The 23,166-nt window shown below is 67.1% G+C and carries 17 protein-coding genes; 11 read left to right on the forward strand and 6 right to left on the reverse strand.

The window, feature by feature from the left end:
* The first annotated feature begins 49 nt into the window (after positions 1-49).
* The 3 genes from aceA to E5790_RS09360 all read left to right on the forward strand — a co-directional run bounded on the left by aceA (position 50) and on the right by E5790_RS09360 (position 5,327).
* Positions 50-1,351 carry an isocitrate lyase gene (aceA, locus tag E5790_RS09350; RefSeq protein ID WP_136191733.1) on the forward strand — a complete coding sequence of 434 codons (1,302 nt, stop codon included), beginning with the start codon at positions 50-52 and terminating at the stop codon, positions 1,349-1,351.
* Positions 1,352-1,783: 432 nt separating this feature from the next.
* A complete protein-coding gene (locus E5790_RS09355) occupies positions 1,784-2,824 on the forward strand; it encodes a GGDEF domain-containing protein (protein WP_032956218.1) in 1,041 nt (346 codons plus the stop codon).
* Positions 2,825-2,837: 13 nt separating this feature from the next.
* A complete protein-coding gene (locus E5790_RS09360; RefSeq protein WP_046427990.1) occupies positions 2,838-5,327 on the forward strand; it encodes a putative peptide modification system cyclase in 2,490 nt (829 codons plus the stop codon).
* A 7-nt stretch (positions 5,328-5,334) separates the two neighbouring features.
* Here E5790_RS09360 and E5790_RS09365 read toward each other — a convergent pair whose 3' ends face one another.
* Positions 5,335-5,628: an NHLP-related RiPP peptide gene (locus tag E5790_RS09365; RefSeq protein ID WP_014645567.1), complete on the reverse strand. Its 294-nt coding sequence runs from the start codon at positions 5,626-5,628 to the stop codon at positions 5,335-5,337.
* A 138-nt stretch (positions 5,629-5,766) separates the two neighbouring features.
* Between E5790_RS09365 and E5790_RS09370 the strand changes: the two genes are divergently transcribed.
* Positions 5,767-6,933: a putative peptide maturation dehydrogenase gene (locus E5790_RS09370; RefSeq protein ID WP_046427993.1), complete on the forward strand. Its 1,167-nt coding sequence runs from the start codon at positions 5,767-5,769 to the stop codon at positions 6,931-6,933.
* Between the two features lie 19 nt (positions 6,934-6,952).
* Here E5790_RS09370 and E5790_RS09375 read toward each other — a convergent pair whose 3' ends face one another.
* The 3 genes from E5790_RS09375 to E5790_RS09385 are packed head-to-tail and all read right to left on the reverse strand — an operon-like array spanning position 6,953 to position 11,761.
* Positions 6,953-8,935: an acetyl/propionyl/methylcrotonyl-CoA carboxylase subunit alpha gene (locus E5790_RS09375; protein ID WP_136191734.1), complete on the reverse strand. Its 1,983-nt coding sequence runs from the start codon at positions 8,933-8,935 to the stop codon at positions 6,953-6,955.
* Between the two features lie 41 nt (positions 8,936-8,976).
* The gene (locus E5790_RS09380; RefSeq protein WP_014645570.1) at positions 8,977-10,587 is read right to left on the reverse strand and encodes a carboxyl transferase domain-containing protein; all 1,611 of its coding nucleotides are present in this window, start codon (positions 10,585-10,587) and stop codon (positions 8,977-8,979) included.
* Between the two features lie 10 nt (positions 10,588-10,597).
* Positions 10,598-11,761 (reverse strand): isovaleryl-CoA dehydrogenase, encoded by a 1,164-nt coding sequence (locus tag E5790_RS09385; protein WP_014645571.1) that lies wholly within the window; start codon positions 11,759-11,761, stop codon positions 10,598-10,600.
* Positions 11,762-11,920: 159 nt separating this feature from the next.
* On the opposite strand from E5790_RS09385, the gene E5790_RS09390 reads away from it, so the two are divergent.
* From E5790_RS09390 to E5790_RS09400, 3 genes are all read left to right on the forward strand, one after another.
* Complete coding sequence (locus E5790_RS09390) at positions 11,921-12,538, forward strand: TetR/AcrR family transcriptional regulator (RefSeq protein ID WP_014645572.1); 618 nt, start codon at positions 11,921-11,923, stop codon at positions 12,536-12,538.
* A gap of 208 nt (positions 12,539-12,746) precedes the next feature.
* On the forward strand, positions 12,747-13,265 hold the full coding sequence (locus E5790_RS09395; RefSeq protein ID WP_014035592.1) for a c-type cytochrome: 519 nt from the start codon (positions 12,747-12,749) through the stop codon (positions 13,263-13,265).
* A gap of 208 nt (positions 13,266-13,473) precedes the next feature.
* Positions 13,474-14,919, forward strand: a complete 1,446-nt coding sequence (locus E5790_RS09400; protein ID WP_049441793.1) for an ExeM/NucH family extracellular endonuclease — start codon at positions 13,474-13,476, stop codon at positions 14,917-14,919.
* A gap of 122 nt (positions 14,920-15,041) precedes the next feature.
* Here the strand turns inward: E5790_RS09400 and E5790_RS09405 are convergent, their stop codons facing one another.
* Complete coding sequence (locus E5790_RS09405) at positions 15,042-15,899, reverse strand: EamA/RhaT family transporter (RefSeq protein WP_111206550.1); 858 nt, start codon at positions 15,897-15,899, stop codon at positions 15,042-15,044.
* Between the two features lie 43 nt (positions 15,900-15,942).
* Between E5790_RS09405 and E5790_RS09410 the strand changes: the two genes are divergently transcribed.
* Entirely contained in the window at positions 15,943-16,614 is a 672-nt protein-coding gene (locus E5790_RS09410) for a CocE/NonD family hydrolase (protein WP_014645576.1), read from the forward strand.
* A complete protein-coding gene (gene zapE, locus E5790_RS09415) occupies positions 16,611-17,711 on the forward strand; it encodes a cell division protein ZapE (RefSeq protein ID WP_136191735.1) in 1,101 nt (366 codons plus the stop codon). Before E5790_RS09410 ends, zapE begins: the two co-directional genes overlap by 4 nt.
* A 100-nt stretch (positions 17,712-17,811) precedes the next feature.
* On the opposite strand, the gene E5790_RS09420 is transcribed toward zapE, so the two are convergent.
* A complete protein-coding gene (locus E5790_RS09420) occupies positions 17,812-18,648 on the reverse strand; it encodes a DUF2884 family protein (RefSeq protein ID WP_032956617.1) in 837 nt (278 codons plus the stop codon).
* Positions 18,649-19,201: 553 nt separating this feature from the next.
* Between E5790_RS09420 and E5790_RS09425 the strand changes: the two genes are divergently transcribed.
* Together E5790_RS09425 and E5790_RS09435 are read left to right on the forward strand one after the other, a co-directional pair.
* Positions 19,202-21,604, forward strand: coding sequence for a ribonucleoside-diphosphate reductase subunit alpha (locus E5790_RS09425; protein ID WP_075076407.1), 2,403 nt, complete (start codon positions 19,202-19,204; stop codon positions 21,602-21,604).
* 501 nt (positions 21,605-22,105) lie between these two features.
* On the forward strand, positions 22,106-23,125 hold the full coding sequence (locus E5790_RS09435) for a ribonucleotide-diphosphate reductase subunit beta (RefSeq protein ID WP_005420683.1): 1,020 nt from the start codon (positions 22,106-22,108) through the stop codon (positions 23,123-23,125).
* Positions 23,126-23,166 lie beyond the last annotated feature (41 nt).

The raw sequence follows: 23,166 nt of genomic DNA on the forward strand, positions 1-23,166 counted from the left end.
CCCGCCGTTTCCCTCCCCGCTGCACGCACGAACCGAACTGGAGAAAGACATGAGCAAGCTGCCCACTGCCGAACAGATCCAGCACGACTGGGATACCAACCCGCGCTGGGAAGGCATCCAGCGCAACTACAGTGCCGCCGAAGTGGTGCGCCTGCGCGGCACCGTCCACATCGAGCATTCGCTGGCCCGCCTGGGTGCGGAGAAGCTGTGGGCGTCGCTGCATGAGCGCGAGTTCGTCAACGCGCTGGGTGCATTGACCGGCAACCAGGCCATGCAGCAGGTCAAGGCGGGCCTGAAGGCGATCTACCTGTCCGGTTGGCAGGTGGCGGCCGACGCCAACCTGGCCGGGCAGATGTATCCGGACCAGTCGCTGTACCCGGCCGATTCGGTGCCGGCAGTGGTCAAGCGCATCAACAACACGCTGCTGCGCGCCGACCAGCTGCACCACGCCGAAGGCAAGGACGACATCGACTTCCTGCAGCCGATCGTCGCCGATGCGGAGGCCGGTTTCGGCGGCGTGCTCAATGCGTTCGAGCTGATGAAGGCGATGATCGAGGCCGGTGCCGCCGGCGTGCATTTCGAAGACCAGTTGGCGTCGGTGAAGAAGTGCGGGCACATGGGCGGCAAGGTGCTGGTGCCGACCCGCGAGGCGATCGAGAAGCTCAATGCCGCGCGGCTGGCCGCCGATGTGCTGGGCGTGCCGACCCTGCTGGTGGCGCGCACCGATGCCGAAGCGGCTGATCTGCTGACCAGCGACATCGACGGCAACGACAAGCCGTTCACCACCGGCGAGCGCACCGTCGAAGGCTTCTACAAGACCCGCAACGGCCTGGACCAGGCGATCAGCCGTGGCCTGGCCTACGCGCCCTACGCCGACCTGGTGTGGTGCGAGACCGGCAAGCCGGACCTGGAATTCGCACGCAAGTTCGCCGAGGCGATCCATGCGAAGTTCCCGGGCAAGCTGCTGGCCTACAACTGCTCGCCCAGCTTCAACTGGAAGAAGAACCTGGACGACGCCACCATTGCGAAGTTCCAGCGCGAACTGGGCAGCTACGGCTACAAGTTCCAGTTCATCACCCTGGCCGGGTTCCATGCGTTGAACTACGGCATGTTCAACCTGGCCCACGGCTACGCACGCCGCCAGATGAGCGCGTTCGTCGAGTTGCAGGAAGCCGAGTTCGAAGCGGCCGAGCGCGGCTTCACTGCGGTCAAGCACCAGCGCGAGGTCGGTACCGGCTACTTCGATGCGGTGACCCAGGCGATCCAGCAGGGCCAGTCGTCGACCACCGCGCTGACCGGCTCGACCGAGGAAGAACAGTTCCATGGCGGGCGCAGCGAACGCGCGGCGTGATGCGGCGCGCCGCGTGATCCGGTGGTGCCGGCCGCTGGCCGGCAACCCATCGATGTTTCCGAAGCCCATGCAGTTGCCGGCCAGCGGCCGGCACTACCGGGCTCCGGGTGATCAGGGTGGCCAGGGAAGGGCCAGACAACGCCGGCCGGTCGGGGGACCTGCCGGCGTTGTTGTATCGATGCAAGGGCGCAGCACGCGCGGAGCGTCAATCAGGCGCACCCCGGTGCCGGCAACTTGGCCGAAACCCTGTGAAACCCGGCATCGGATTGATCCAGCAGGAGTTTTGCCCGGACACCCGTGACCAGAACGGGCCATCACCGATCTTCACATCAATCAAGATCGGCAGAAGGGTCAAAATGAGATAGGGCGCACACTTTAAAGCGGTGCTATGCTCCGCGGCTCACCAGGGGACGCTGGCGGCGGGTGCAGGGAATGACCGGCAGGGGTGCGGCCGAGAACAGTGATGTGACGACAGGTATCGCCCGGGTGGCGATGGCCGAGATCGTGCACGCTCTGTTGTCCGATGCCGAGGTGGCATTGTTCGCCAGATTCGCCCGCGCATGCAAGCTCCGTGCCGGACAGTGGCTGTTCCAGCGTGGCCACCGCGGCGAGCGCATGTATGTGATCCTCGAAGGCCAGATCGAACTGGACTTCGGCGAGGACCTGGTGATCAAGACGCTCGGGCAGCACGAGTTCTTCGGAGAACTGGGCCTGTTGGTCGGCGACCACCTGCGCAGCGCCAGTGCGCGCGCGCTGGTCGACTGCGATGTGCTGGAGCTGGGCCCGGCCGATTTCCATCGGCTGGTCGAATCCGATCCCGGCCTGGTGGCCTATTTCCTGCGCCGCACGATCATGCGCGTGCTGGCCAACGAACAGGCACTGATCGCACAGCTGCGCCGGCGCAACCACGATCTGGAAACCGCGCTGGACAATCTGTACATCACTACCCATCAGTTGACCCACACCCGTGAGCTGGTGCGTACCGATGAACTGACCGGGCTGCACAACCGGCGAGGCCTCACCCTGTACCTGCAGGAGTGCCGCGAGCGGGCCGAGGGGCCGCCGCAGGCGCTGCTGCTGATCGATTGCGACCGCTTCAAGCAGATCAACGACCGCCACGGCCACCAGGCCGGCGACCGCGTGCTGCAGAGCATGGGCAACATCCTGCGCTCGATGGCCGGCGAGCAGGACCTGGCCTGCCGGCTTGGTGGCGATGAGTTCTGCCTGATCCTGCGCCGTGGCAATCACGAGATCGTGCAGCACGCGGCCGAGTTCATCATCAGTGCGGTGCATGGCCTGCTCGAGCGCAGCCATGGCACGCCGCATGTGAGCCTGGTCAGCATCGGCGCCTGCCTGCTGGCGCCGGAGGCAGGCTGGAGCGAGTGGTATGCCTGCGCGGATCGTGCGCTGTACCAGGCCAAGCGCGATGGCGGCAACTGCCTGCGCTGGGCGGATGATCCGGACGGCCAATAGGGAGAGGCAGGCGATGAATGGCGACAACGGAACGTCAGCCCCGCATAGCCCACAGCTGCGCGCCCTGCTGTTCACCGATCTGTGTGATTCGCTGCAGCTGGTCGAGCGGATCGGCGATGTGGCGGCGGCAAGCCTGTTCCAGGAACACGATCGCCTGGTACTGGTGCTGCAGCAGCGCTGGAACGGCCAGCTGATCGATCGCTCCGATGGCTTGTTCATGCTGTTCGAGCGCGTCGTCGACGCACTGGGCTTCGCCCTGGACTACCAGCGCGAACTGCACGCGCTGGGCCAGCAGCGCGCGATTGAACTGCGCGCGCGCGCCGGCCTGCACGTGGGCGACGTGCTGACCTGGGAGAACAGTGCCGAGGCGGTCCGTGCCGGTGCCAAGTCGATGGAGGTGGAAGGCCTGGCCAAGCCGATGGCGGCGCGCCTGATGATGCTGGCCCGCCCCGGCCAGATCCTGCTGTCGGCGGTGGCCGAATCGCTGACCCGCCGTGCCACCGATGCACTGGGCGAGCGTGGCACGCGCCTGCTGTGGAAATCGCACGGGCGCTGGCGCTTCAAGGGCGTGCCGGTGGTGCAGGAAGTGATCGAAGTGGGCGAGATCGGTTCGGCGCCGCTGCGCATGCCGCGCGCCAACGCCAAGGCGCGCCGCGACCTGCCGCTGTGGCGGCAACCGCTGGTGCTGGCCGCCGAAGGCCTGATCCTTGCCGCGGCCGTGCTGGGCGGCTGGCTGCTGCTGCGGTCGGAGCCGGCCATTGCCTTCGCCGAACGTGACTGGGTGGTGCTTGGCGATGTCGACAACCTCACCGGCGATCCGATCTTCGATGACTCGATGCGGCACGCGATCCGGATCGCGCTGGAACAGTCGCGCTACGTGAACGTGCTGTCGGAAGGCAAGATCCGCGAAAGCCTGGAAATGGCGCGGCTCTCGGGCGATACCCGGCTCAACCGCGATACCGCGGTCGATGTGGCGGTGCGGGAGGGCGCGCGCGCGGTGCTGCTGCCGACCGTGCGGCAGAAGATCGGTGGCTACGAGCTGGCCATCGATGTTGCCGCACCGGGCAGTGGCCAGGTGATCCAGACCTTCACCGCCACCGCCGATCGATCCGACCAGATGGTGTTCGCCGTGGACGACGTGGTCGGTCGCCTGCGTCGCGGACTGGGCGAGTCGGTGGCCAGCCTGGAGCAATCCCTGCCGCTGCCGCGCGCCTCGACCCAGGACCTGCGCGCACTGCGCGCGTTCGCGCTGGCCGAGAGCGCACTGGGTCAGCGTCGCTTCGAAGAAGCCCGCAACCTCTACCAGGCCGCGATCGACATCGATCCCGGTTTTGCCCTGGCCTACATGGGCGTGGCCAAGCTGCATGCGCGCACCGCGCAGGTCGCGGACGCGCGTGACGCGCTGGAGCACGCGCTGGCCCAGCAGCAGCGCCTGCCCGCGCGTGAGCGCCTGTACCTGAAGGGCTGGCAGGCCGAACTGGAACCCGGTGGCTGGCCGCTGGAACAGTGGCGTGCACTGGCCAAGATCTATCCGGATTCGTTTGCTGGGCTGTCCAATACCTCCTGGGGGTTGCTGCAGGACAATCGCTTCACCGAGGCCGAGCCCTATGCGCGCGCCGCGACGGTGCCTCAGGACCCGTTGCGGCTGTATCCGACCATCCATCTGGCGCGGGCACAGCTGGGCCTCGGCCAGCCGCAGCAGGCAATGCGCACCTTGCGCCAGGCACGGATGCTGCGCGGCAATGACGAGGCCGACGACCTGGATGTGGACGTGCTGGTTGCGCAGGGCCTGGATGCACAGGCGCAGCAGCTGTTGATGCGGTTGCCGCGGGGGGACGACCTGCAACAGCGCATGCGCCTGCGGGCCCACCTGCTGGTGGCTGCGGAGCAGCGTGATTGCAGCAGTTTGCATGCCGCGATTGCTGCGGACGGTCCAGCACCGGATCTGATCGACTACCAGATCCATCAACGCCTGCAGCACGCCACCGTGACCACGCTGTGCACGGCCGGCGATGCGAAGGAGCTTGAATCCATTGCCGCCGTGCTGCGGCCGCTGCTGCGGAACAACGACGACTCCGCCGTGGGCAGCCGCAGCCTGCAGCTGCTGGCCCTGACTTATCTGGCCCAGCGCCAGGGCCAGCATGCGCTGGCCGCAGAGTGGCTGCGCGACCATGGCGAACTGCTGGAGCGGCAGCGCAGCCCTGTGGTGGGCAAGTGGCGTCGGGTTGTGTTGGCGATGGCCGAACTGGCGCAACAGCGTCCGCGGGCGGCACGCCATCTGCTCGAGCCCACCTTTGATGGCAGCGAACCTGTGCAGGCCCACGTTGTGCTGCTGCAGGCACTGCGTGCCGAGCAGGACACTGCCGGCGTGCGTCGCGAGCAGGCCTGGCTGGCCCGGCACCACGGCCAGGCCATTGCCGAGGTGGCGTCCATGCAGGTCTGGCAACCCCTGAATGTGCACGACATCGCCACCGAGGCGACGTCGGTGCGAGTGTCGCGCTGATGCGGACTCAGGCGTTGACGCGCTCGTCGATGCGGTCGGCTTCGAAGCAGAACACCACGGTCATCGAGGCGGTCGAGGTACTCAGGTACGCATGCAGCGAATCACGGGTGCGGCTCAGCTCCTCGACCGAGGCCAGGGTGCCGATCTTCATGCAGTCGTTTTCGCCAACGGCACCGTCCAGCCCGATCGAGGCCAGGGCCTTGGCCGGCGAAGCGGTGAAGTGGCTGCGGAACGCTTCGCTGCCGATCAGGTGGTCCAGCAGGGTGCTGGCGTCGGCGGCGGAAAGACGGGGATGGCTCATGGGGATTGTCCGTAGGTGGAGCTACTCGTATCGGCCGCGACAGCCCGCCATTGAGGGCCGCGCTGTGCACGTCGCTAAAGTTGGCCGCGCTGCGGTCGTTGCTGCTATGCCGGCTGTGCGGCACAAGGAAGGAAACCGATGCGCCTGCGCCGCTGCGCCAGCCTGATGTTCGAGCCTCGCGAGGCGGTCACCCTGGACCTGCGCGCGATGCTGGCCGGCCACGCCGAGATGGACAGCCAGATCAGCTGGGTGGCGCTGGCCGCCCACCTGGACCAGCCACTGCCGGTGGACGCCGAGGAGCGCCAGCTGCTGGGCGGGCTCAGCGCGCACCGCTGGAGCGAACCGCCCGCCGATGCCTGCCCGGCCATGCTGGCCCGCCTGGTCGAACAGGGCCTGCTGTTGACCGACCCACCGAGCGAGGTGGGGCACCAGATGCGCGACGAGGCGCTGCGGCGCAGCCAGTGGTGGCCATTGGCTGCGCTGGCCCATCGCCATGCGCGCTGGCAGGCCGTGGACAGCGTGGAGGACATGCGCCGGCAGGGGTTGGACACCGCGGCCGGCCTGCGCCAGCGCCTGGGGCCGCCACCGCCGGTGGTGCAGCCGATGCAGGGCGACTACCAGCCGCTGCCGCGCAGCGAAGAGGCCGCGTTCGATGCACTGCTGGCGCGTCGCACCACCTGCCGCAATTTCGACCCGCAGCGCGCGTTGCCGCTGCCACTGCTGGCCCAGGTGCTGCAGCGGACGTTGATGGCGCACGCGGTGCAGAAGGTCGAGCGCGATACCGAGTTCCTGAAGAAGAACGTGCCTTCCGGTGGCGGCCTGCACCCCACCGAGGGCTTCCTGCTGGTGCAGAACGTGGAAGGACTGGCACCGGGCTTGTACCACTATCATCCGGTGCAGCACGCCGTGCTGCCGCTGCCCTCGCCACCGCCGCAGGCGTTGCCTGCGATGGCGCGGCGGATGCTGTCCGGGCAGGCGTGGTTCGCCGATGCGCCAGCGCTGCTGGTACTGGCACCGCGTTATGACCGCTGCTTCTGGAAGTATCGCAACCATGCCAAGGCGCACCGTGCGGTGACGCTGGACGTGGGCCACATTTCGCAGTTGCTGTACCTGTGCGCCACCGAGCGCGGGCTGGCAGCATTCGTGACAGCGGCGATCAACGATGCCGATGTCGATCGTGCTTTTGGGTTCGATGGCATCGGCCAGAGCGCGATGGCCATCTGTGGCCTGGGCTGGCGCAGTGCCACGCTGGACACGGCCGAATTCGATCCGGCCGGGCGGGTGGCGACGGGCGACGACCGCTGAGCGGCCGCCGCCCCGGCGATCAGGTCGCCTCGAAGTCCACCAGCACCGCGCCGTCGCCGACCTGGTCGCCGGCCTTGGCACGGTAACCCTTCACCGTGCCATCGGCCGGTGCCTGCAGGGTGTGCTCCATCTTCATCGCTTCCAGCACCACCAGCGGCGTGCCGCGCTTGACCTCGGTACCGGCCGCGACCAGCGTGGCCACGATCCTGCCCGGCATGGGTGCCAGCAGGCTGCCGGCGTCGGCCACGGCGTGGTCCGATTCACCCACTGGATCATGCAGGGTGAAGCGGTGCTGGCCGTCGGCGCCGAACAGGTACAGCTGGTTACCGTCGCGCAGCAGCTGCAGCGACCCGCGGCGCTCGCCCAGCTGCACCGTCAGTCCGTGCACATCGGCCGTGCCGATCACCCGCACCGGTGCAGCGTCATCGCACTGCACGCGCCAGCCATCGGCCTGCGCCCACACCTTCAGCGTGTGCTTGCGTTCGCCCTGCTGCAGCGGCACTACGCGCGGCGCGGACGCACCGAGGCGCCAGCCATCCTGTGACCGCCACGGCGAATGCGGATCGCGCACGTCGGTGCTGGCGGGCGCCGTGCTTGCCACCGCGGCCACGGCGGCCAGCAGCCACAGGTCCGCACCCGCGTCGCCCACGGCACTCAATGCCGCCTGTTCGCGTTCGATCAGCGCCGTATCCAGCCTGGCGTGCGCGAACGAATCGGTATTCACCAGGCGGCGCAGGAAGCCGGCGTTGGTGGTCACGCCCACCACCTGGCAGTCGGCCAGGGCCTGGCTCATGCGGCGCAGCGCGGCGTCGCGGTCCACGTCCCAGACGATCAGCTTGGCGATCATCGGATCGTAGTACGGGGTGATGCTGTCACCTTCCTCCACGCCGGTATCGACGCGCACGTTGGCCGACGCTGCCGGCAGGCGCAGGCGGCGCAGGGTGCCGGTGGAGGGCAGGAAGCCACGGTCGGCATCCTCGGCGTACAGCCGCGCTTCGATCGCGTGGCCATGGATGGCCAGCTGGTCCTGGCGCAGCGGCAGCGGTTGGCCCGAAGCCACGCGCAGCTGCCACTCCACCAGGTCGGTGCCGGTGATGTATTCGGTGACCGGGTGCTCGACCTGCAGGCGGGTGTTCATTTCCATGAAGTAGAAATCGCCGTCCGGGCCGGCGATGAATTCCACCGTGCCCGCCCCCTCATAGCCCACTGCGCGTGCGGCATCGACCGCGGCCTTGCCCATTGCAGCACGACGTTCGGGGCTCATGCCCGGCGCGGGTGCTTCTTCCAGCACCTTCTGGTGGCGGCGCTGCACCGAGCAGTCGCGCTCGAACAGGTAGACCGCCTCACCGTGGCTGTCGCCGAACACCTGGATCTCGATATGGCGCGGGCGCTCGACGTACTTCTCGACCAGCACGTGGTCGTTGCCGAACGCCGAGGCCGCCTCGCGCTGGCAGCTGGCCAGCGCATCGACGAAGTCCTCGCTGCGTTCGACCTTGCGCATGCCCTTGCCACCGCCACCGGCGCTGGCCTTGATCAGCACCGGGTAGCCGATGCCATCGGCCTGCGCGCGCAGGAAGTCCGGCGCCTGCTGGTCACCGTGGTAACCCGGCGTCAGCGGCACACCGGCCTTGGCCATCAGCGCCTTGGCCGCGCTCTTGTCACCCATCGCGCGGATGGCGCTGGGCGGTGGCCCGATGAAGGTGATGCCGGCGGCGGCACAGGCATCGGCGAAGTCGGCATTCTCGGACAGGAAGCCGTAACCGGGGTGGATGGCCTGTGCGCCGGTAGCGCGCGCGGCATCAAGCAGGGCATCGCTGCGCAGGTAGCTCTCGCGTGCGGCGGCCGGGCCGATGTGGACGGCTTCATCGGCCAGGCGCACGTGGCGTGCGTTGCGGTCGGCATCGGAATACACCGCCACGGTGGCGATGCCGAGGCGGCGGCAGGTGGCGATGACGCGGCAGGCGATTTCGCCGCGGTTGGCGATCAGGACTTTGCTGAACATGGCAACGTGCTTCATAGGAGCGTGCTCGGTCATGGCACGGGTCACATGCGGAACACGCCGAAGCGCGTCTGCTGCGGGGCGGCGTTGAGGCTGGCCGACAGCGCCAGCGCCAGCACCTGGCGGGTGTCGGCCGGATCGATCACGCCGTCGTCCCACAGGCGCGCGCTGGCGTAGTACGGGTGGCCCTGCTGTTCGAACTGGTCGCGGATCGGTGCCTTGAAGGCATCCTCTTCCGCCGCCGGCCACTGGCCGCCCTTGGCTTCAATGCCATCGCGCTTGACCGTGGCCAGCACACTGGCGGCCTGCTCGCCGCCCATCACGCCGATGCGCGCGTTCGGCCACATCCACAGGAAGTTCGGCGAGTACGCACGGCCGCACATGCCGTAGTTGCCGGCACCGAACGAGCCGCCGATCACCACGGTGAACTTGGGCACCCTGGCACAGGCCACCGCCATCACCAGCTTGGCGCCGTCCTTGGCGATGCCGCCCTGTTCGTACTTGCGGCCGACCATGAAGCCGGTGATGTTCTGCAGGAACACCAGCGGGATGTTGCGCTGGGTGCACAGCTCGATGAAGTGCGCGCCCTTCAGGGCCGACTCGGAGAACAGGATCCCGTTGTTGGCGATGATGCCGATCGGGTAGCCGTTCAGATGGGCGAAACCGGTCACCAGCGTTGCGCCGTAGCGCGGCTTGAACTCGTCGAAGCGCGAGCCATCCACCAGCCGCGCGATCACTTCGCGAACGTCGTAGGGCTTGCGCGTATCGGCCGGGATCACGCCATACAGCTCATGGGCCGGCAGCAATGGCGCTTCAGGGGGCCGCACCGCCATCGCCGGTTCCGGCTTGCGCCAGTTGAGCTGGGCGATGATCGCGCGCACCCGTGCCAGTGCCTGCAGATCGTTGTCGGCCATGTGGTCGGCCACGCCGGAGATGCGGGTGTGCACGTCGGCGCCACCCAGTTCCTCGGCCGTGACCACTTCACCGGTGGCCGCCTTCACCAGCGGCGGGCCGCCGAGGAAGATCGTGCCCTGCTCGCGCACGATCACGGTCTCGTCGCTCATCGCCGGCACATAGGCGCCACCGGCGGTGCAGCTGCCCATCACGCAGGCGATCTGCGGAATGCCCTGCGCCGACAGGTTGGCCTGGTTGTAGAAGATGCGGCCGAAATGGTCGCGGTCGGGGAAGACTTCGTCCTGCAGCGGCAGGAACGCGCCACCGGAATCGACCAGGTAGATGCACGGCAGGTGGTTCTGCTCGGCGATCTCCTGCGCGCGCAGGTGCTTCTTCACCGTCATCGGGTAATAGGTGCCGCCCTTGACCGTGGCGTCGTTGGCCACGATCACGCATTCCACGCCGCTCACCCGGCCGATGCCGGCCACCACGCCCGCGGCGGGCACGGCGTCTTCATACATGCCGTGCGCGGCCAACGGCGCGATTTCCAGGAAGGCGCTGCCGGGGTCGAGCAGGGCGTCGATGCGGTCGCGCACCAGCAGCTTGCCGCGCGCGGTGTGCTTGGCGCGTGCCGCCTCACTGCCACCCAGCGCGGTGCGCGCGAGGGTGGCATGCAGGTCGTCGACTACGGCCTGCATGGCCGCGCGGTTGCTTTCAAACGTTTCGCTGCCCGGTTGCAGCTGGCTGTTCAGGACGGTCATCGCGGTGGCCTTACAGGGTGCGCTGGAACAGTTCGCGGCCGATCAGCATGCGGCGGATCTCCGAGGTGCCGGCGCCGATTTCATACAGCTTGGCGTCGCGCCACAAGCGGCCGGTCGGGTATTCGTTGATGTAGCCATTGCCGCCGAGGATCTGGATCGCCTGGCCGGTCAGCCAGGTGGCCTTCTCGGCGGCGTACAGGATCGCACCGGCGGCGTCCTGGCGGGTGGTGCGGCCCTGGTCGCAGGCGCGCGCCACGGCATAGACATACGCGCGGCAGGCACCCAGGCCCACGTACATGTCGGCGATCTTGGCCTGGATCAGCTGGAAGCTGCCGATCGGTTCGCCGAACTGGTGGCGCTCGTGCACATAGGGCATGACCACGTCCATGGCCGCGGCCATCAGGCCCAGCGGGCCACCGGACAGCACCACGCGCTCGTAGTCCAGGCCGGACATCAGTACGCGCACGCCACCGCCGACCTGGCCCAGCACGTTCTCTTCGGGAATCTCGCAGTCCTGGAACACCAGCTCGCAGGTGGGCGAGGAGCGCATGCCGAGCTTGTCCAGCTTCTGCGCGGTGGAGAAGCCCTTCATGCCCTTCTCGACCAGGAACGCGGTGATGCCCTTGGCACCGGCCTCCATGTCGGTCTTGGCGTAGACCACCAGCACGTCGGCATCCGGGCCGTTGGTGATCCACATCTTGTTGCCGTTGAGCACGTAGCGGTCGCCGCGCTTGTCGGCGCGCAGCTTCATCGACACCACATCCGAACCGGCACCCGGTTCGCTCATCGCCAGCGCGCCGACCAGGCTGCCGTTGCACAGGCCGGGCAGGAAGCGCTGCTTCTGTTCTTCGTTGCCGTTCTTGCGCAGCTGGTTCACGCACAGGTTGGAGTGCGCGCCATAGGACAGGCCGATGCCGCCGGAGGCGCGCGAGATTTCTTCCATCGCCACCACGTGGGCCAGGTAGCCCATGCCGGTACCACCGTATTCTTCTTCCACGGTGAGGCCGAGCAGGCCCTGTTCGCCCAGCTTCGGCCACAGGGCCAGCGGGAACTGGTTGCTGGCATCAGCCTCGGCGGCCAGCGGTGCGACCTCGGCGGCGGCAAAATGGGCCACGCTCTGGCGCAGCAGGTCGATGTCTTCGCCAAGATCGAAGTTCAGGGATGGCACGTGCATTGTGGTGGCTCCACGGCGGGATGGCAGGGAATGGACGCACCCGGCGGGGGAGCGGGCGGCGGTCGGCAGGACCGCCACCCGCACGGGCGATGGCCCCAGCGTAGCGGGGTTCGGATAAGAAGTGAATACGAATTCAAAAATTGAAACTAGAATCAGAACATGGCCTATAAACGCTCTGCATTGATGGAAGAACGCCTGGCGGGCGCCCGTGAACGGATCCTGCTGGCCACCCGCGAGCTGGTCGCCACCGGCGGCTGGCGCAACGCCCCGGTGACCGCCGTGGCGACCCAGGCGGGGGTGTCCACCGGCCTGATCTATCGCCACTTCCCGTCCAAGGCCGAGCTGTTCGTGGAGGTGCTCAACGCCGCGGTGGCCCACGAGGTCGCGATCATGGAGCGCATCGCCAGCGGTCCGGAGGTGGCCAGCGAGCGCCTGCGGCTGGCAATCACCGCCTTCGTCCGCCGCGCCCTGGCCGGGCCGGGGCTGGCGCACGCCTTCATCGTCGAACCGGTCGATCCGGACGTGGAGGCCGAGCGCATGCGCGGACGTCGCGCGTTCGGCGACGTGTTCCTGCGGCTGGTGGAGGAAGGCGTGGCCGCCGGTGAGCTGCCGGCGCAGGACGCGCATGTGGCCGCCGCGTGCCTGGTCGGCGCCTTCACCGAAGCGATGGTCGGTCCGACCGCGCCCAGCCGCGAAGCGCACCGCGACGAAGACGCGCTGGTGGATGCGATCTGCAGCTTCTGCCTGCGCGCGATCGGTGCCCCGGTAATCCGGTAGCGCCGGCCGCTGGCCGGCTTCTGTTGCTGGGGTCAGATCCCTTTTGCGGCGCAAAAGGGATCTGACCCCATCCCCGACCCCAGCCCCCGGCATGTTGCGCCGCACCAGCAGTGACGCCTGTTGTCGCACGCAAGGCGCGTTCTATACTCGGTCCATCACGCAGTCGCTCAGCCGTGGTCCAACGACTATCAGCCAGGGGTAACGAAGAGTGCGGAATTACGATCTGGAGTTCCTGAAACGCTTCTCCATGGTGATCGCGCTGCTGGCGACCATCACCCTCGGCCTCATCCTCCTTGCCGCCTACATCCACACCCGGATTCCGCCCGAGGTGTCGCCCACTGCGGCCAAGCGCACCGAACAGCGCATTTCGCCCACCGGCGCGGTCTATGCCGGCAGCACCGGCGCCGCCGCGCAGGCCGCGGCCAAGGCCGCCGCGCTGGCCAAGGCGGCGTCGCAGGTGGCCTACGGCGGCACCAAGGATGGCAAGGTGATCTTCGACAACCTGTGCACCGCCTGCCACACCAACGGTGTGGGCATGGCACCGACGCTGGACCATTCGCATTGGGACAAGCGCATCGCGCAGGGCAAGGACACCCTCTACAAGCACGCCATCGAGGGCTATACCGGCCCCGACGGCGGGATCATGCCGCCCAAGGGCGGCAACCCGGCGCTGACCGAAGAACAGATCCACGCCACCGTGGACTGGATGCTGGGCAACCTGAAGTAACCGCCGCAACGCGCCGCTTCCTGTAGAGCCGAGCCCGCGCTCGGCTGCTCTCCGCGCGGTGTGGCCAGGTGCAGCCGAGCATGGGCTCGGCTCTACGATCCCCCGGCTTTGCCCACCGAGGCCTGATCGCTCATATGCCCCCGCTGCGCAGGCGGGGTTTCGCATTTCAGGGTTAGTCTGTGCGCCTCTTCCATGGAGTCGCCCGTTGATGCGCCGCCGTTCCCTCGCCCTTGCCCTGTCCCTGCTGCTGCCGGCCGGCGCCTTTGCCCAGGCCCAGCCGCAGGCCACGCCGGTCGCGCCGCCCTCCGTCGCGCGCGGCAGCGCCACTGTGGTGCTGACCGCTGCGCCGGCCGACTGGCGCGCGCTGGATGGGCAGCGCGTGCGCATCGCCGCGCCGCTTACCCTGGCCGGTACCGATGGCCTGCAGCACTTCGGCCAGCTCACGGTGGCGTTCGATGGCCGCCTCTGGCAGCCGACCGAAGTGGCCGCGCCGGGCACTGCCGGCTATGAGCAGGTGATGGCCGACAACCAGCGCCGCCGCCTGGTGCTGGAGGATGGCAGCGATGCCCGCGACCCCGCCAGCGTGCCCTACCTGCCGGGCAACCCGGTGCTGCGCACCGGCATGCAACTGCGCAATGTGGAGGGCATCGTGCGCGTGGACGCGCAGGGCCATCCGCGCCTGCAGGTCGAAGGCGCGCTGAAGCTGCCGGAACTGAAGCGCCCGGCAGTACCCACGGTGCCGGGAAGCCTGCACGTGGCCGCCTTCAACCTGGAGAATTTCTTCAATGGTGACGGCCAGGGCGGTGGCTTCCCGACGCTGCGCGGCGCGCGCACGCTGGACGAGCACAAGGCGCAGCTCGCCAAGCTGGTCACCACGGTCAATGCGTTGGGCGCCGATGTCGCTGCGCTGATGGAACTGGAGAACGACGGCTACGGCCCGCAGTCGGCCATCGCCGAACTGGTCGATGCGCTCAACCGCGACCGCGGCGCGCAGGGCGACTGGCGCTTCGTCGACGCCGGCAACGGCCCCGGCGACAACCCGATCCGGGTCGGGATCATCTACCGAAGCACGCGCCTGCAGCCGGTCGGCAAGCCGGCCACGCTGACCGGCGGCCCGTTCGTCGAGCACAGCCGCGTACCGTTGGCGCAGGCCTTCCAGGGCAAGCAGGGCGCGCCGTTCGTGGTGGTTGCCAACCATTTCAAATCGAAGGGTTGCCGTGACGCGGCCGGTGCCGACGCCGATCGCAACGACAATCAGGGCTGCTGGAACGCCACCCGTGTGACGTCGGCGCAGCAGCTGCACGCCTGGCTGCAGACCGATCCGACCGGTACCGGCGCCAGGGACGCGGTGCTGCTGGGTGACTTCAATGCCTACGCGATGGAAGACCCGATCCGCGCCCTGCATGATCTGGGCTGGCAGGACGCGTTCAAGGTTGCCAAGGTCGAGCATCCCTACAGCTACGTCTACAACGGCTACACCGGCCGCCTCGACCACGCCCTGCTGAACCCGGGCATGGCCAGGCGCCTGCGCGGTGCCGCCGAATGGCACAGCAACGCCGACGAGCAGGACGCCAGCGGCTACCAGGGCCGCAACGTGCAGGGCCCGTGGCGCAGCTCCGACCACGACCCGCTGCTGCTGGGCTTCGACAAGTAACGCGCCAGGCCGGGGTCGGATCCCATTCCCACGGAATGGGCTCTGACCCAAGGCATCGCGGGGTCTGAGGCGTAGGGGTCAGAGCCCATTCCGTGGGAATGGGATCCGACCCCGGGTATCGCTCACCCCCAGGCGATCATCCCGATCGCCAGCACCGCCAGTGCCAGGCCGGCGCGGTTCCACTTCGTGGTGGCCTCGCCGAAGACGAACATGCCTACCAGCGCGCCCAGCACCACCACGCCGATGTTCATGCCGGCGAACACGGTGGCCGGGCTCTCTGGCATCGCCTGGTGCGCATGCACATAGAACAGGATGTTGCCGCCATTGAGCAGGCCCAGCAGTGCACCCGCGCCGAGGTTGCGCCAGGCCAGTCGGCTGCGGCCACTGACATGCCGCCACAGCTGCATTGCCAGCATCAGCACGAAGGCGACGCTGAAACTGGCCAGCACCGCCGCCATCGACGGCGTGCCGGACAGCGCCACCTGCTTGAGCAGCACGTCCACCACTGCGAATCCGGCCCATACGCCCAGCAGCCAGCCCCAGCCGCCGGGTGAGGACGCCACCGCCGGGCCGCGCGGGCGCAGGCTGATGGCCACCATCGCCAGCAGGCCCAGGCCCAGGCCGGCCAGTTTCCAGGGCGTTGCGGTCTGGCCGAAGCACAGGAAGGCGGCGGCCAGGGAAAGCAGCAACGACAGCCGCTGCGCCACGTCGCTGCGGACGATGCCGGCCACCGCCACCGCGCGGCCCAGTACCAGGAAGATCGAGGGCAGCACCACCGCCAGCGCCAGCAGTGACGGCCACGGCGCACGCGGCGCGCGCAGCGCATCCAGCGGTGGCTGCAGCACCACGGCGGTGAGCGTTGCCGCCACCAGATAGTTCCAGGTGACCATCTGCGCAACATCCAGCTGGCGGCGTGCGGCCACCTTCAACAACACCGAAACCAGCACACTGCAGATCACGGCCAGTGACAGATAGAGCATGGGGCGGGCACAGGGCAGGGGCGGGGGACGGTATCATGGTGCCATGCACAAGCCCTTGTTCCCCGTCGCCCCCGGCGAAACCGCCTGCCTCGAACTGGACGGCCCGGCCGGCCCGCTGGAAGTGGTCGTCGACCTGCCCAAGGCCGATGTGCCGGTGCAGCCGATCGTGGCCATCGTCTGCCATCCGCTGTCCACCGAAGGTGGCACCCTGCACAACAAGGTGGTCACCATGACCGCCTCCACCCTGCGCGAGCTGGGCATCGCCACGGTGCGCTTCAACTTCCGCAGCGTGGGTGGTTCGGCTGGCACCTTCGATGGCGGCGTGGGCGAGCAGGATGACCTGAAGGCCGTCGCGGCCTGGGTGCGCAGCCAGCGCCCGGACGACCGCCTGTGGCTGGCCGGTTTCAGCTTCGGTGCGTTCGTGTCGCTGAAGGCCGCCGCCACGCTGCAGCCGGAAGCGCTGATCTCGATCGCGCCGCCGGCCGGTCGCTGGGATTTCGACGGCATCGCGCCGCCGGCGCGCTGGCTGGTGATCCAGGGCGAGCAGGACGAGATCGTCGACCCGCAGGCCGTCTACCAGTGGCTGGACACGCTGGACGCCCCGCATGAGCTGGTACGCATGCCCGAGACCAGCCACTTCTTCCACCGCAAGCTGATCGACCTGCGCGGCGCGCTGACCCACGGCGTCAAGCACTGGCTGGGCGCGGCGGCATGAGTGCACCCGAGCTGACCCCGTCGCAGCGGTATGCGGAAGGGGTTGCCCGTGGCGACTGGCAGAACGATCCGGCCCAGCATGCGGCGCTGGCCGAGCTGGACCGCATCCACCTGGGCCTGCTGGACAGTGCCGAGGATGGCTGGCTGGACCGCCTGTCTTCGTTCTGGAAGAAGCCCGAGCCGATCAAGGGCCTGTACTTCTGGGGCGGCGTCGGTCGTGGCAAGACCTTCCTGGTCGACCTGTTCTACGACGGGCTGCCGATCAAGCAGAAGTACCGCACCCATTTCCACCGCTTCATGCGCAGCGTCCATGAGCGCCTGCGCGAGCACCAGGGCCAGAGCGACCCGCTGGCGAAGATCGCCCAGGAATGGCGCAGCAACCTGCGCGTGCTGGTGCTGGACGAGTTCTTCGTCACCGACATCGGCGATGCGATGCTGCTGGCGCGGCTGCTCGAGCGCCTGTTCGCCGAGGGCGTGACCCTGGTCACCACCTCCAACACCGCAGTGGAGAACCTGTACCTCAACGGCCTGCAGCGCGAGAGCTTCCTGCCGGCCATCGGCCTGCTGCAGCGCTTCTGCGTCGAGCTGTACGCCGAAGGTACCGAGGATTACCGGATGCGCGCGCTGACCCGCTCGCCGGTATACCGCGCACCGCTGGCGGCCAACAGCGACGACTGGCTGGCCACGCGCTGGAACGAGCTGAGCGGCGGCCAGCCGGCCAAGCCCGGCAACATCGAGATCGAGGGCCGCAAGATCCCGGTGCGTGGCCGCGGCAAGAGCATTGCCTGGTTCGATTTCGCCGCGCTGTGCGAAGGCCCGCGCGGGCCCTCGGATTACATCGAGATCGCGCACGAGTTCAACACGGTGCTGCTGGGCGGCATTCCCGCCTTCGACCGCTTGAATGAGGATGCCGCGCGCCGCTTCGTCAACCTGATCGACGAGCTGTACGACCGCCACGTCAACCTGGTCTGCACCGCCAGCACCTCGCCGATCGAGCTGTACACCGGCCAGCGCCTGCAGGGCGCGTTCGAACGCACCGCCTCGCGCCTGATCGAGATGCAGAGCGCCGAGTACCTGGGTACCCCGCACCGGGCGTGAGGGCGGTTTACTGTAGAGCCGAGCCCACGCTCGGCTGCCTCTGGATGATGTGCCGAAAGGGAGCCGAGCATGGGCTCGGCTCTACAGCAGCGCCGCGCAGCTATCGGGAAGGCGCCACCGCATTCCCACGCGGCCGCTCATCCGGCCCGGCCGACACCTGCAGGCCCGAGCCATCGCCGTGCTCCACCCGAACGCTCTCGCTGCGCTCCAGCAGCCGCAGCGGTTGGCCTTGGTAGCGCACTTCCAGCGCGTCATGGGTGTCGGCCAGCGACTGCACCAGCGGGCACAGCGACTGTGCTTGGGCCTCGATGCGTTCGGCGCGGCCTTCCAGCTGCTGTTCCATCTGCGCGTCCAGACGGTCGGCGCGTGCCTCCATCGCATCGCTGCGTCCGGTGAAGATCTGCCACAGCATGCTGCGGGCGATGGAGGCGGACAGCGACTCGGCCATGTCCTGCACCTTGGCCTCGAAGCCTGGCCCGAACACAGCCTGTTCCCAGTAGCCCTTGCCCAGCGTGCCGCCGATCCAGTCATCGGCCTGCCGGCGCAGGCGCCGGACCTTGCGGCTGTTGGCGGTACCGGTGAGGCTTTCATAGACCCCGTCGAGCACGTCGAAGCTCAGTCCGCTCACTTCATGGGCCAGCGCCGTGGCGGCCGGCATCAGCTGCCGTGCCCCGGCCTCCATCTGCCGAAGGCGGGCCGCGTCGGCCTCGCTGACCGGCACGACCGTGTCGTCCAGGCTCAGCACGCCATCGTGGAACACCACCTCGTGCGGTGCCTGCGGGCCATGCCGCAGCCAGATGCCACCGCTGTCCACCAGCACGTCATAGTCGGTGTGGATACCGCACTGGTCCGCGCGCAGCTTCGGGGTGTCAGCGGCAATTGCAGGTACGGTGACCACAGCAGCCAGCAGGGCCAAGGCGGGTGCTGACAGGCGCATGGTGGAATCCTTTCCGGTCATTGCAGGACCCCAGCATCCCGCGTTCGGCAGGCGCCGTCACCCGCCGAAAGTCACTGCGCGTGGCGATTCGTCCGGCCATACCGGCTTTCCCACCGGCTGCCCACCACCTATCCACAGGGTTGTCCCTAGCCAGTTTCATCACTGTCATGTGAAGCTGTCATTGTTCCGTTTTCGCGGTGCGTTGTGCCACCGCAATGACGCCTTTCGGGCTTGACTGCGCAGCCCGTTCCGGCAGGTCTGAAGCGTCTGATCCGGGCGCCGATGGCACGATCCTTGCGGCGCAAGGGATTGCCGAATTTCACTACATTTGGCGTTGACGGACCCCATGACCCCCACTATCTTGTGGCCGTCGGTCGCAGCAACCCCCATTCCAGGGGTTGCCCCGGGGTACCCATCCGCGATCGTCAACGGCAGTGGCAGGCGCAGGGTCTCATCCCCTGCGACGCCGTCCTGCCATCCTGGGCTGTCATGTCCCGGGCCGCGTCACCCGATGCATCGAGCACCCCCAAATCACGCCAAGAGGACACACGCCGTGAGCACCGAATCCAGCGCCACCATCGAGAAGGAAAGCGAATTCCTGTTGACGTCGCCGCCGACGGCCAACGCGATGAGTGTGACCAAGCGCAATGGGACCACCGAACTGGTGGACCTGAACAAGATCGTGCGTGCGGTGCAGCGTTCCTCCGAAGGCCTGCACGCCGTCGACCCGATGCGCGTGGCCACCCGCACCATTTCCGGCCTGTACAACGGTGCCACCACCCGCGAGCTGGACGAACTGTCCATCCGCACCGCCGCCCTGCTGATCGGTGAAGAGCCCGAGTACGGCCGTCTCGCCGCGCGCCTGCTGGCCAACTACATCGCCAAGGAAGTCTCGGGCCAGGAAATCTACGCCTTCTCGCAGTCGGTCAGCCGTGGCCATGAAGTCGGCCTGATCAACGACCGCCTGCTGAACTTCGTGCAGACCAACGCACGCAAGCTCAACGATGCCATCGACATCTCGCTGGACCTGAACTTCGATTACTTCGGCCTGCGTACCCTGTACGACCGTTACCTGCTGCGCCACCCGCACACCCGCAAGGTGATCGAGACCCCGCAGCAGTTCTTCCTGCGCATCGCCAGCGCGCTGAGCGAGGACGTGTCCGAGACCCTGGCGCTGTACAAGCGCATGGGCAACCTGGACTACCTGCCGTCCAGCCCGACCCTGTTCAATTCCGGCACCACCCACGAGCAGCTGTCCTCGTGCTTCCTGCTGGACTCGCCGCAGGACTCGCTGGAATCGATCTATTCCAAGTACGGCGACATCGCCCAGCTGTCGAAGTTCTCCGGCGGCATCGGCGTCAGCTACACCCGCGTGCGTTCGCGTGGTTCGCTGATCAAGTCGACCAACGGCCATTCCAACGGCATCGTGCCGTGGCTGAAGACCATGGATTCGTCGGTGGCCGCAGTGAACCAGGGCGGCAAGCGCAAGGGCGCGGCCTGCGTGTACCTGGAAACCTGGCACGCCGACATCGAGGACTTCCTCGAGCTGCGCGACAACACCGGTGACGAGGCCCGTCGTGCGCACAACCTGAACCTGGCCAACTGGGTGCCGGACCTGTTCATGAAGCGCGTCGAAGCCGACCAGGAATGGTCGCTGTTCGATCCGCGCGTCGTGCCGGAGTTCACCGACCTGTTCGGCGAAGCCTTCGAGCAGGCCTACCTGCAGGCCGAAGCCCAGGGCAAGGCCAACCGCACCATCTCCGCGCGCAAGCTGTATGCCCGCATGATGCGTACCCTGGCCGAGACCGGCAACGGCTGGATGACCTTCAAGGACAAGTGCAACCGCGCCAGCAACCAGACCCTGCGCCCGGGCAACGTGATCCACCTGTCCAACCTGTGCACCGAAATCCTGGAAGTCACTTCCAACGATGAAACCGCCGTGTGCAACCTGGGTTCGATCAACCTGGGCAACCACTTCGACGAGCACAACGAGTTCGACTTCGACAAGCTGGCCGAGACCGTTCGCCTGGCCGTGCGCCAGCTCGACCGCGTCATCGACCTGAACTTCTACCCGATCGAAACCGCCCGCCGCGCCAACCTGCGCTGGCGTCCGGTCGGCCTGGGCTGCATGGGCCTGCAGGACGTGTTCTTCCGCAAGCGCCTGCCGTTCGACAGCGCCGAAGCCCGCGCCCTGTCGAAGAAGATTGCCGAAGCGATCTACTTCCACGCGCTGGAAACCTCCTGCGAGCTGGCCCAGGAACGTGGCAAGCACCCGTCGTTCAACGACACCCGTGCCGCCGGTGGCGAACTGCAGTTCGACGCCTGGAACGTGGTGCCGGAAGACACCGCGCGCTGGGATGCCCTGCGCGCCCGCATCAAGGAACACGGCCTGCGCAACTCGCTGATGATCGCGATCGCCCCGACCGCGACCATCGCCTCGATCGCCGGCTGCTACGAGTGCGTCGAGCCGCAGGTGTCCAACCTGTTCAAGCGCGAGACCCTGTCCGGTGACTTCCTGCAGGTCAACCGCTACCTGGTCAACGAGCTGAAGAAGCTGGGCCTGTGGACCGCCGACATGCGCGATGCCATCAAGCTGGCCGAAGGCTCCATCGCCGGCGTGGCGCAGATTCCGGAAACGCTGCGCGAGGTCTACCGCACCGCGTGGGAACTGCCGATGCGTTCGCTGATCGACATGGCCGCCGAGCGTGGCGCCTTCATCGACCAGTCGGCCTCGCTCAACCTGTTCATGGAAAGCCCGAACATCGGCGCGATGTCCTCCATGTACATGTACGCCTGGAAGCAGGGCATCAAGACCACCTACTACCTGCGTTCGCGCCCGGCCACCAAGATCGCCAAGACCACGGTCAGCGCTGCCGCCCCGGCCAAGGTGTTCAGCCCGGACGAAGCCATCGCCTGCTCGCTGGAAAACCCGGAAGCCTGCGAGGCCTGTCAGTAAAAAAGAAGGGCCCCGAGGGGTAACTCGGGGCCCTTCTGATGCTTCACAAAACATCCACCGCTTGAGGAGGGTGTTCTTGATCTGCTACTTCGGCTAGGAAGTGCACTCATTGTACTAATTCTGTTCCTGGAATTGGTGAGGCGCAGATCAAGGTTCGAACTCAGGCATCCTTAATGATTCAGAGGATATCGCTGTGAGTAAAAATACTAAAAGCACCTCTCGTTCTGTCGCTTCGCTCGCATCTCACACTCTGCTGAACAACAATTCGTCGCAGATTGCAAAGCAGCTTGCTGCATCGGCATTGGCGCAGCATCGGACTGGTAGTCAGACTGGAGCGCAGATGGAAGAGCTTGCTGGTCGCGTTCTTGCAAGCGACAAGTACGCAGATGCTACTCGTATGTTGGCTGCGAGCCTCGTTTCTCAGTCCAACAAAGATCGGTAAGAAGTGATTGGGCCGCCGTTGCGGCGGCCCAGTCTCCTAAAGTAAGGAAATAGACACCCATGGCCGACAAGCCCAAGCAGATGCTGCTCGATCCCGGTTTTGAACTGACCCTGCGCCCGATGCGCTACCCGCAGTTCTATGACATGTACCGGAATGCGATCAAGAACACCTGGACGGTGGAAGAGATCAACTTCCAGATCGACATCACCGACCTGCACAGCAAGATGTCGCCGGGTGAGCGCCACCTGATCCACCGCCTGGTCGCGTTCTTCGCCACCGGCGATTCGATCGTGTCCAACAACCTGGTGCTGAACCTGTACCAGCACTTGAATGCGCCCGAAGCGCGCATGTACCTGTCGCGCCAGCTGTATGAGGAAGCACTGCACGTGCAGTTCTACCTGACCCTGCTGGACAACTACCTGCCGGATCCGGAAGAGCGCGCCAAGGCGTTCTCGGCGGTGGAGAACATCGACTCGATCAAGAAGAAGGCCGATTTCTGCTTCAAGTGGATCGACTCGATCCAAGACCTGACCCGCATCGAGACCCGCGAACAGCGCCGCCAGTTCCTGCTCAACCAGATCTGCTTTGCCGCCTGCATCGAAGGCCTGTTCTTCTTCGCTGCGTTCGCCTACGTGTACTACTTCCGTTCGCGCGGCCTGCTGCCGGGCCTGGCCTCGGGCACCAACTGGGTGTTCCGCGACGAGAGCGCGCACATGGAGTTTGCGTTCGAGTCGGTGCGCGTGGTGCGTGAGGAAGAGCCGGACCTGTTCGACGACGAGATGAAGCAGCAGGTCTACGACATGCTGGCCGAAGCCATCGAATGCGAAGTGCAGTTCGCCGAGGACGTGCTGTCCGGTGGCGTGGCCGGCATCTCGACCCGCGACATGCGCCAGTACCTGCAGCACTGCGCCGACCAGCACTTCGCCAAGCTGGGCATGGAAAAGAAGTACAACGTGCGCAACCCGCTGCCGTTCATGGAACTGCAGGACGTGCAGGAGCTGACCAACTTCTTCGAACGCCGCGTCTCGGCCTACCAGGTCGGCGTTCAGGGCGAAGTCGCCTTCGACATGAACTTCTGATCGAACCGGCCAGGCCTGCCGCAACGAAGAACCCCGGCCAA

Source organism: Stenotrophomonas sp. PAMC25021, assembly GCF_004795795.1.
Classification (GTDB): Bacteria; Pseudomonadota; Gammaproteobacteria; order Xanthomonadales; family Xanthomonadaceae; genus Stenotrophomonas; species Stenotrophomonas muris.

What these genes read in the sequence shown, in the direction of transcription:
- aceA (WP_136191733.1), top strand. Translation starts at nt 50, where the DNA reads ATGAGCAAGCTGCCCACTGCCGAACAGATCCAGCACGACTGGGATACC.
- E5790_RS09355 (WP_032956218.1), top strand. Translation starts at nt 1,784, where the DNA reads ATGACCGGCAGGGGTGCGGCCGAGAACAGTGATGTGACGACAGGTATC.
- E5790_RS09360 (WP_046427990.1), top strand. Translation starts at nt 2,838, where the DNA reads ATGAATGGCGACAACGGAACGTCAGCCCCGCATAGCCCACAGCTGCGC.
- E5790_RS09365 (WP_014645567.1), bottom strand. Translation starts at nt 5,628, where the DNA reads ATGAGCCATCCCCGTCTTTCCGCCGCCGACGCCAGCACCCTGCTGGAC.
- E5790_RS09370 (WP_046427993.1), top strand. Translation starts at nt 5,767, where the DNA reads ATGCGCCTGCGCCGCTGCGCCAGCCTGATGTTCGAGCCTCGCGAGGCG.
- E5790_RS09375 (WP_136191734.1), bottom strand. Translation starts at nt 8,935, where the DNA reads ATGTTCAGCAAAGTCCTGATCGCCAACCGCGGCGAAATCGCCTGCCGC.
- E5790_RS09380 (WP_014645570.1), bottom strand. Translation starts at nt 10,587, where the DNA reads ATGACCGTCCTGAACAGCCAGCTGCAACCGGGCAGCGAAACGTTTGAA.
- E5790_RS09385 (WP_014645571.1), bottom strand. Translation starts at nt 11,761, where the DNA reads ATGCACGTGCCATCCCTGAACTTCGATCTTGGCGAAGACATCGACCTG.
- E5790_RS09390 (WP_014645572.1), top strand. Translation starts at nt 11,921, where the DNA reads ATGGCCTATAAACGCTCTGCATTGATGGAAGAACGCCTGGCGGGCGCC.
- E5790_RS09400 (WP_049441793.1), top strand. Translation starts at nt 13,474, where the DNA reads ATGCGCCGCCGTTCCCTCGCCCTTGCCCTGTCCCTGCTGCTGCCGGCC.
- E5790_RS09405 (WP_111206550.1), bottom strand. Translation starts at nt 15,899, where the DNA reads ATGCTCTATCTGTCACTGGCCGTGATCTGCAGTGTGCTGGTTTCGGTG.
- E5790_RS09410 (WP_014645576.1), top strand. Translation starts at nt 15,943, where the DNA reads ATGCACAAGCCCTTGTTCCCCGTCGCCCCCGGCGAAACCGCCTGCCTC.
- zapE (WP_136191735.1), top strand. Translation starts at nt 16,611, where the DNA reads ATGAGTGCACCCGAGCTGACCCCGTCGCAGCGGTATGCGGAAGGGGTT.
- E5790_RS09420 (WP_032956617.1), bottom strand. Translation starts at nt 18,648, where the DNA reads ATGCGCCTGTCAGCACCCGCCTTGGCCCTGCTGGCTGCTGTGGTCACC.
- E5790_RS09435 (WP_005420683.1), top strand. Translation starts at nt 22,106, where the DNA reads ATGGCCGACAAGCCCAAGCAGATGCTGCTCGATCCCGGTTTTGAACTG.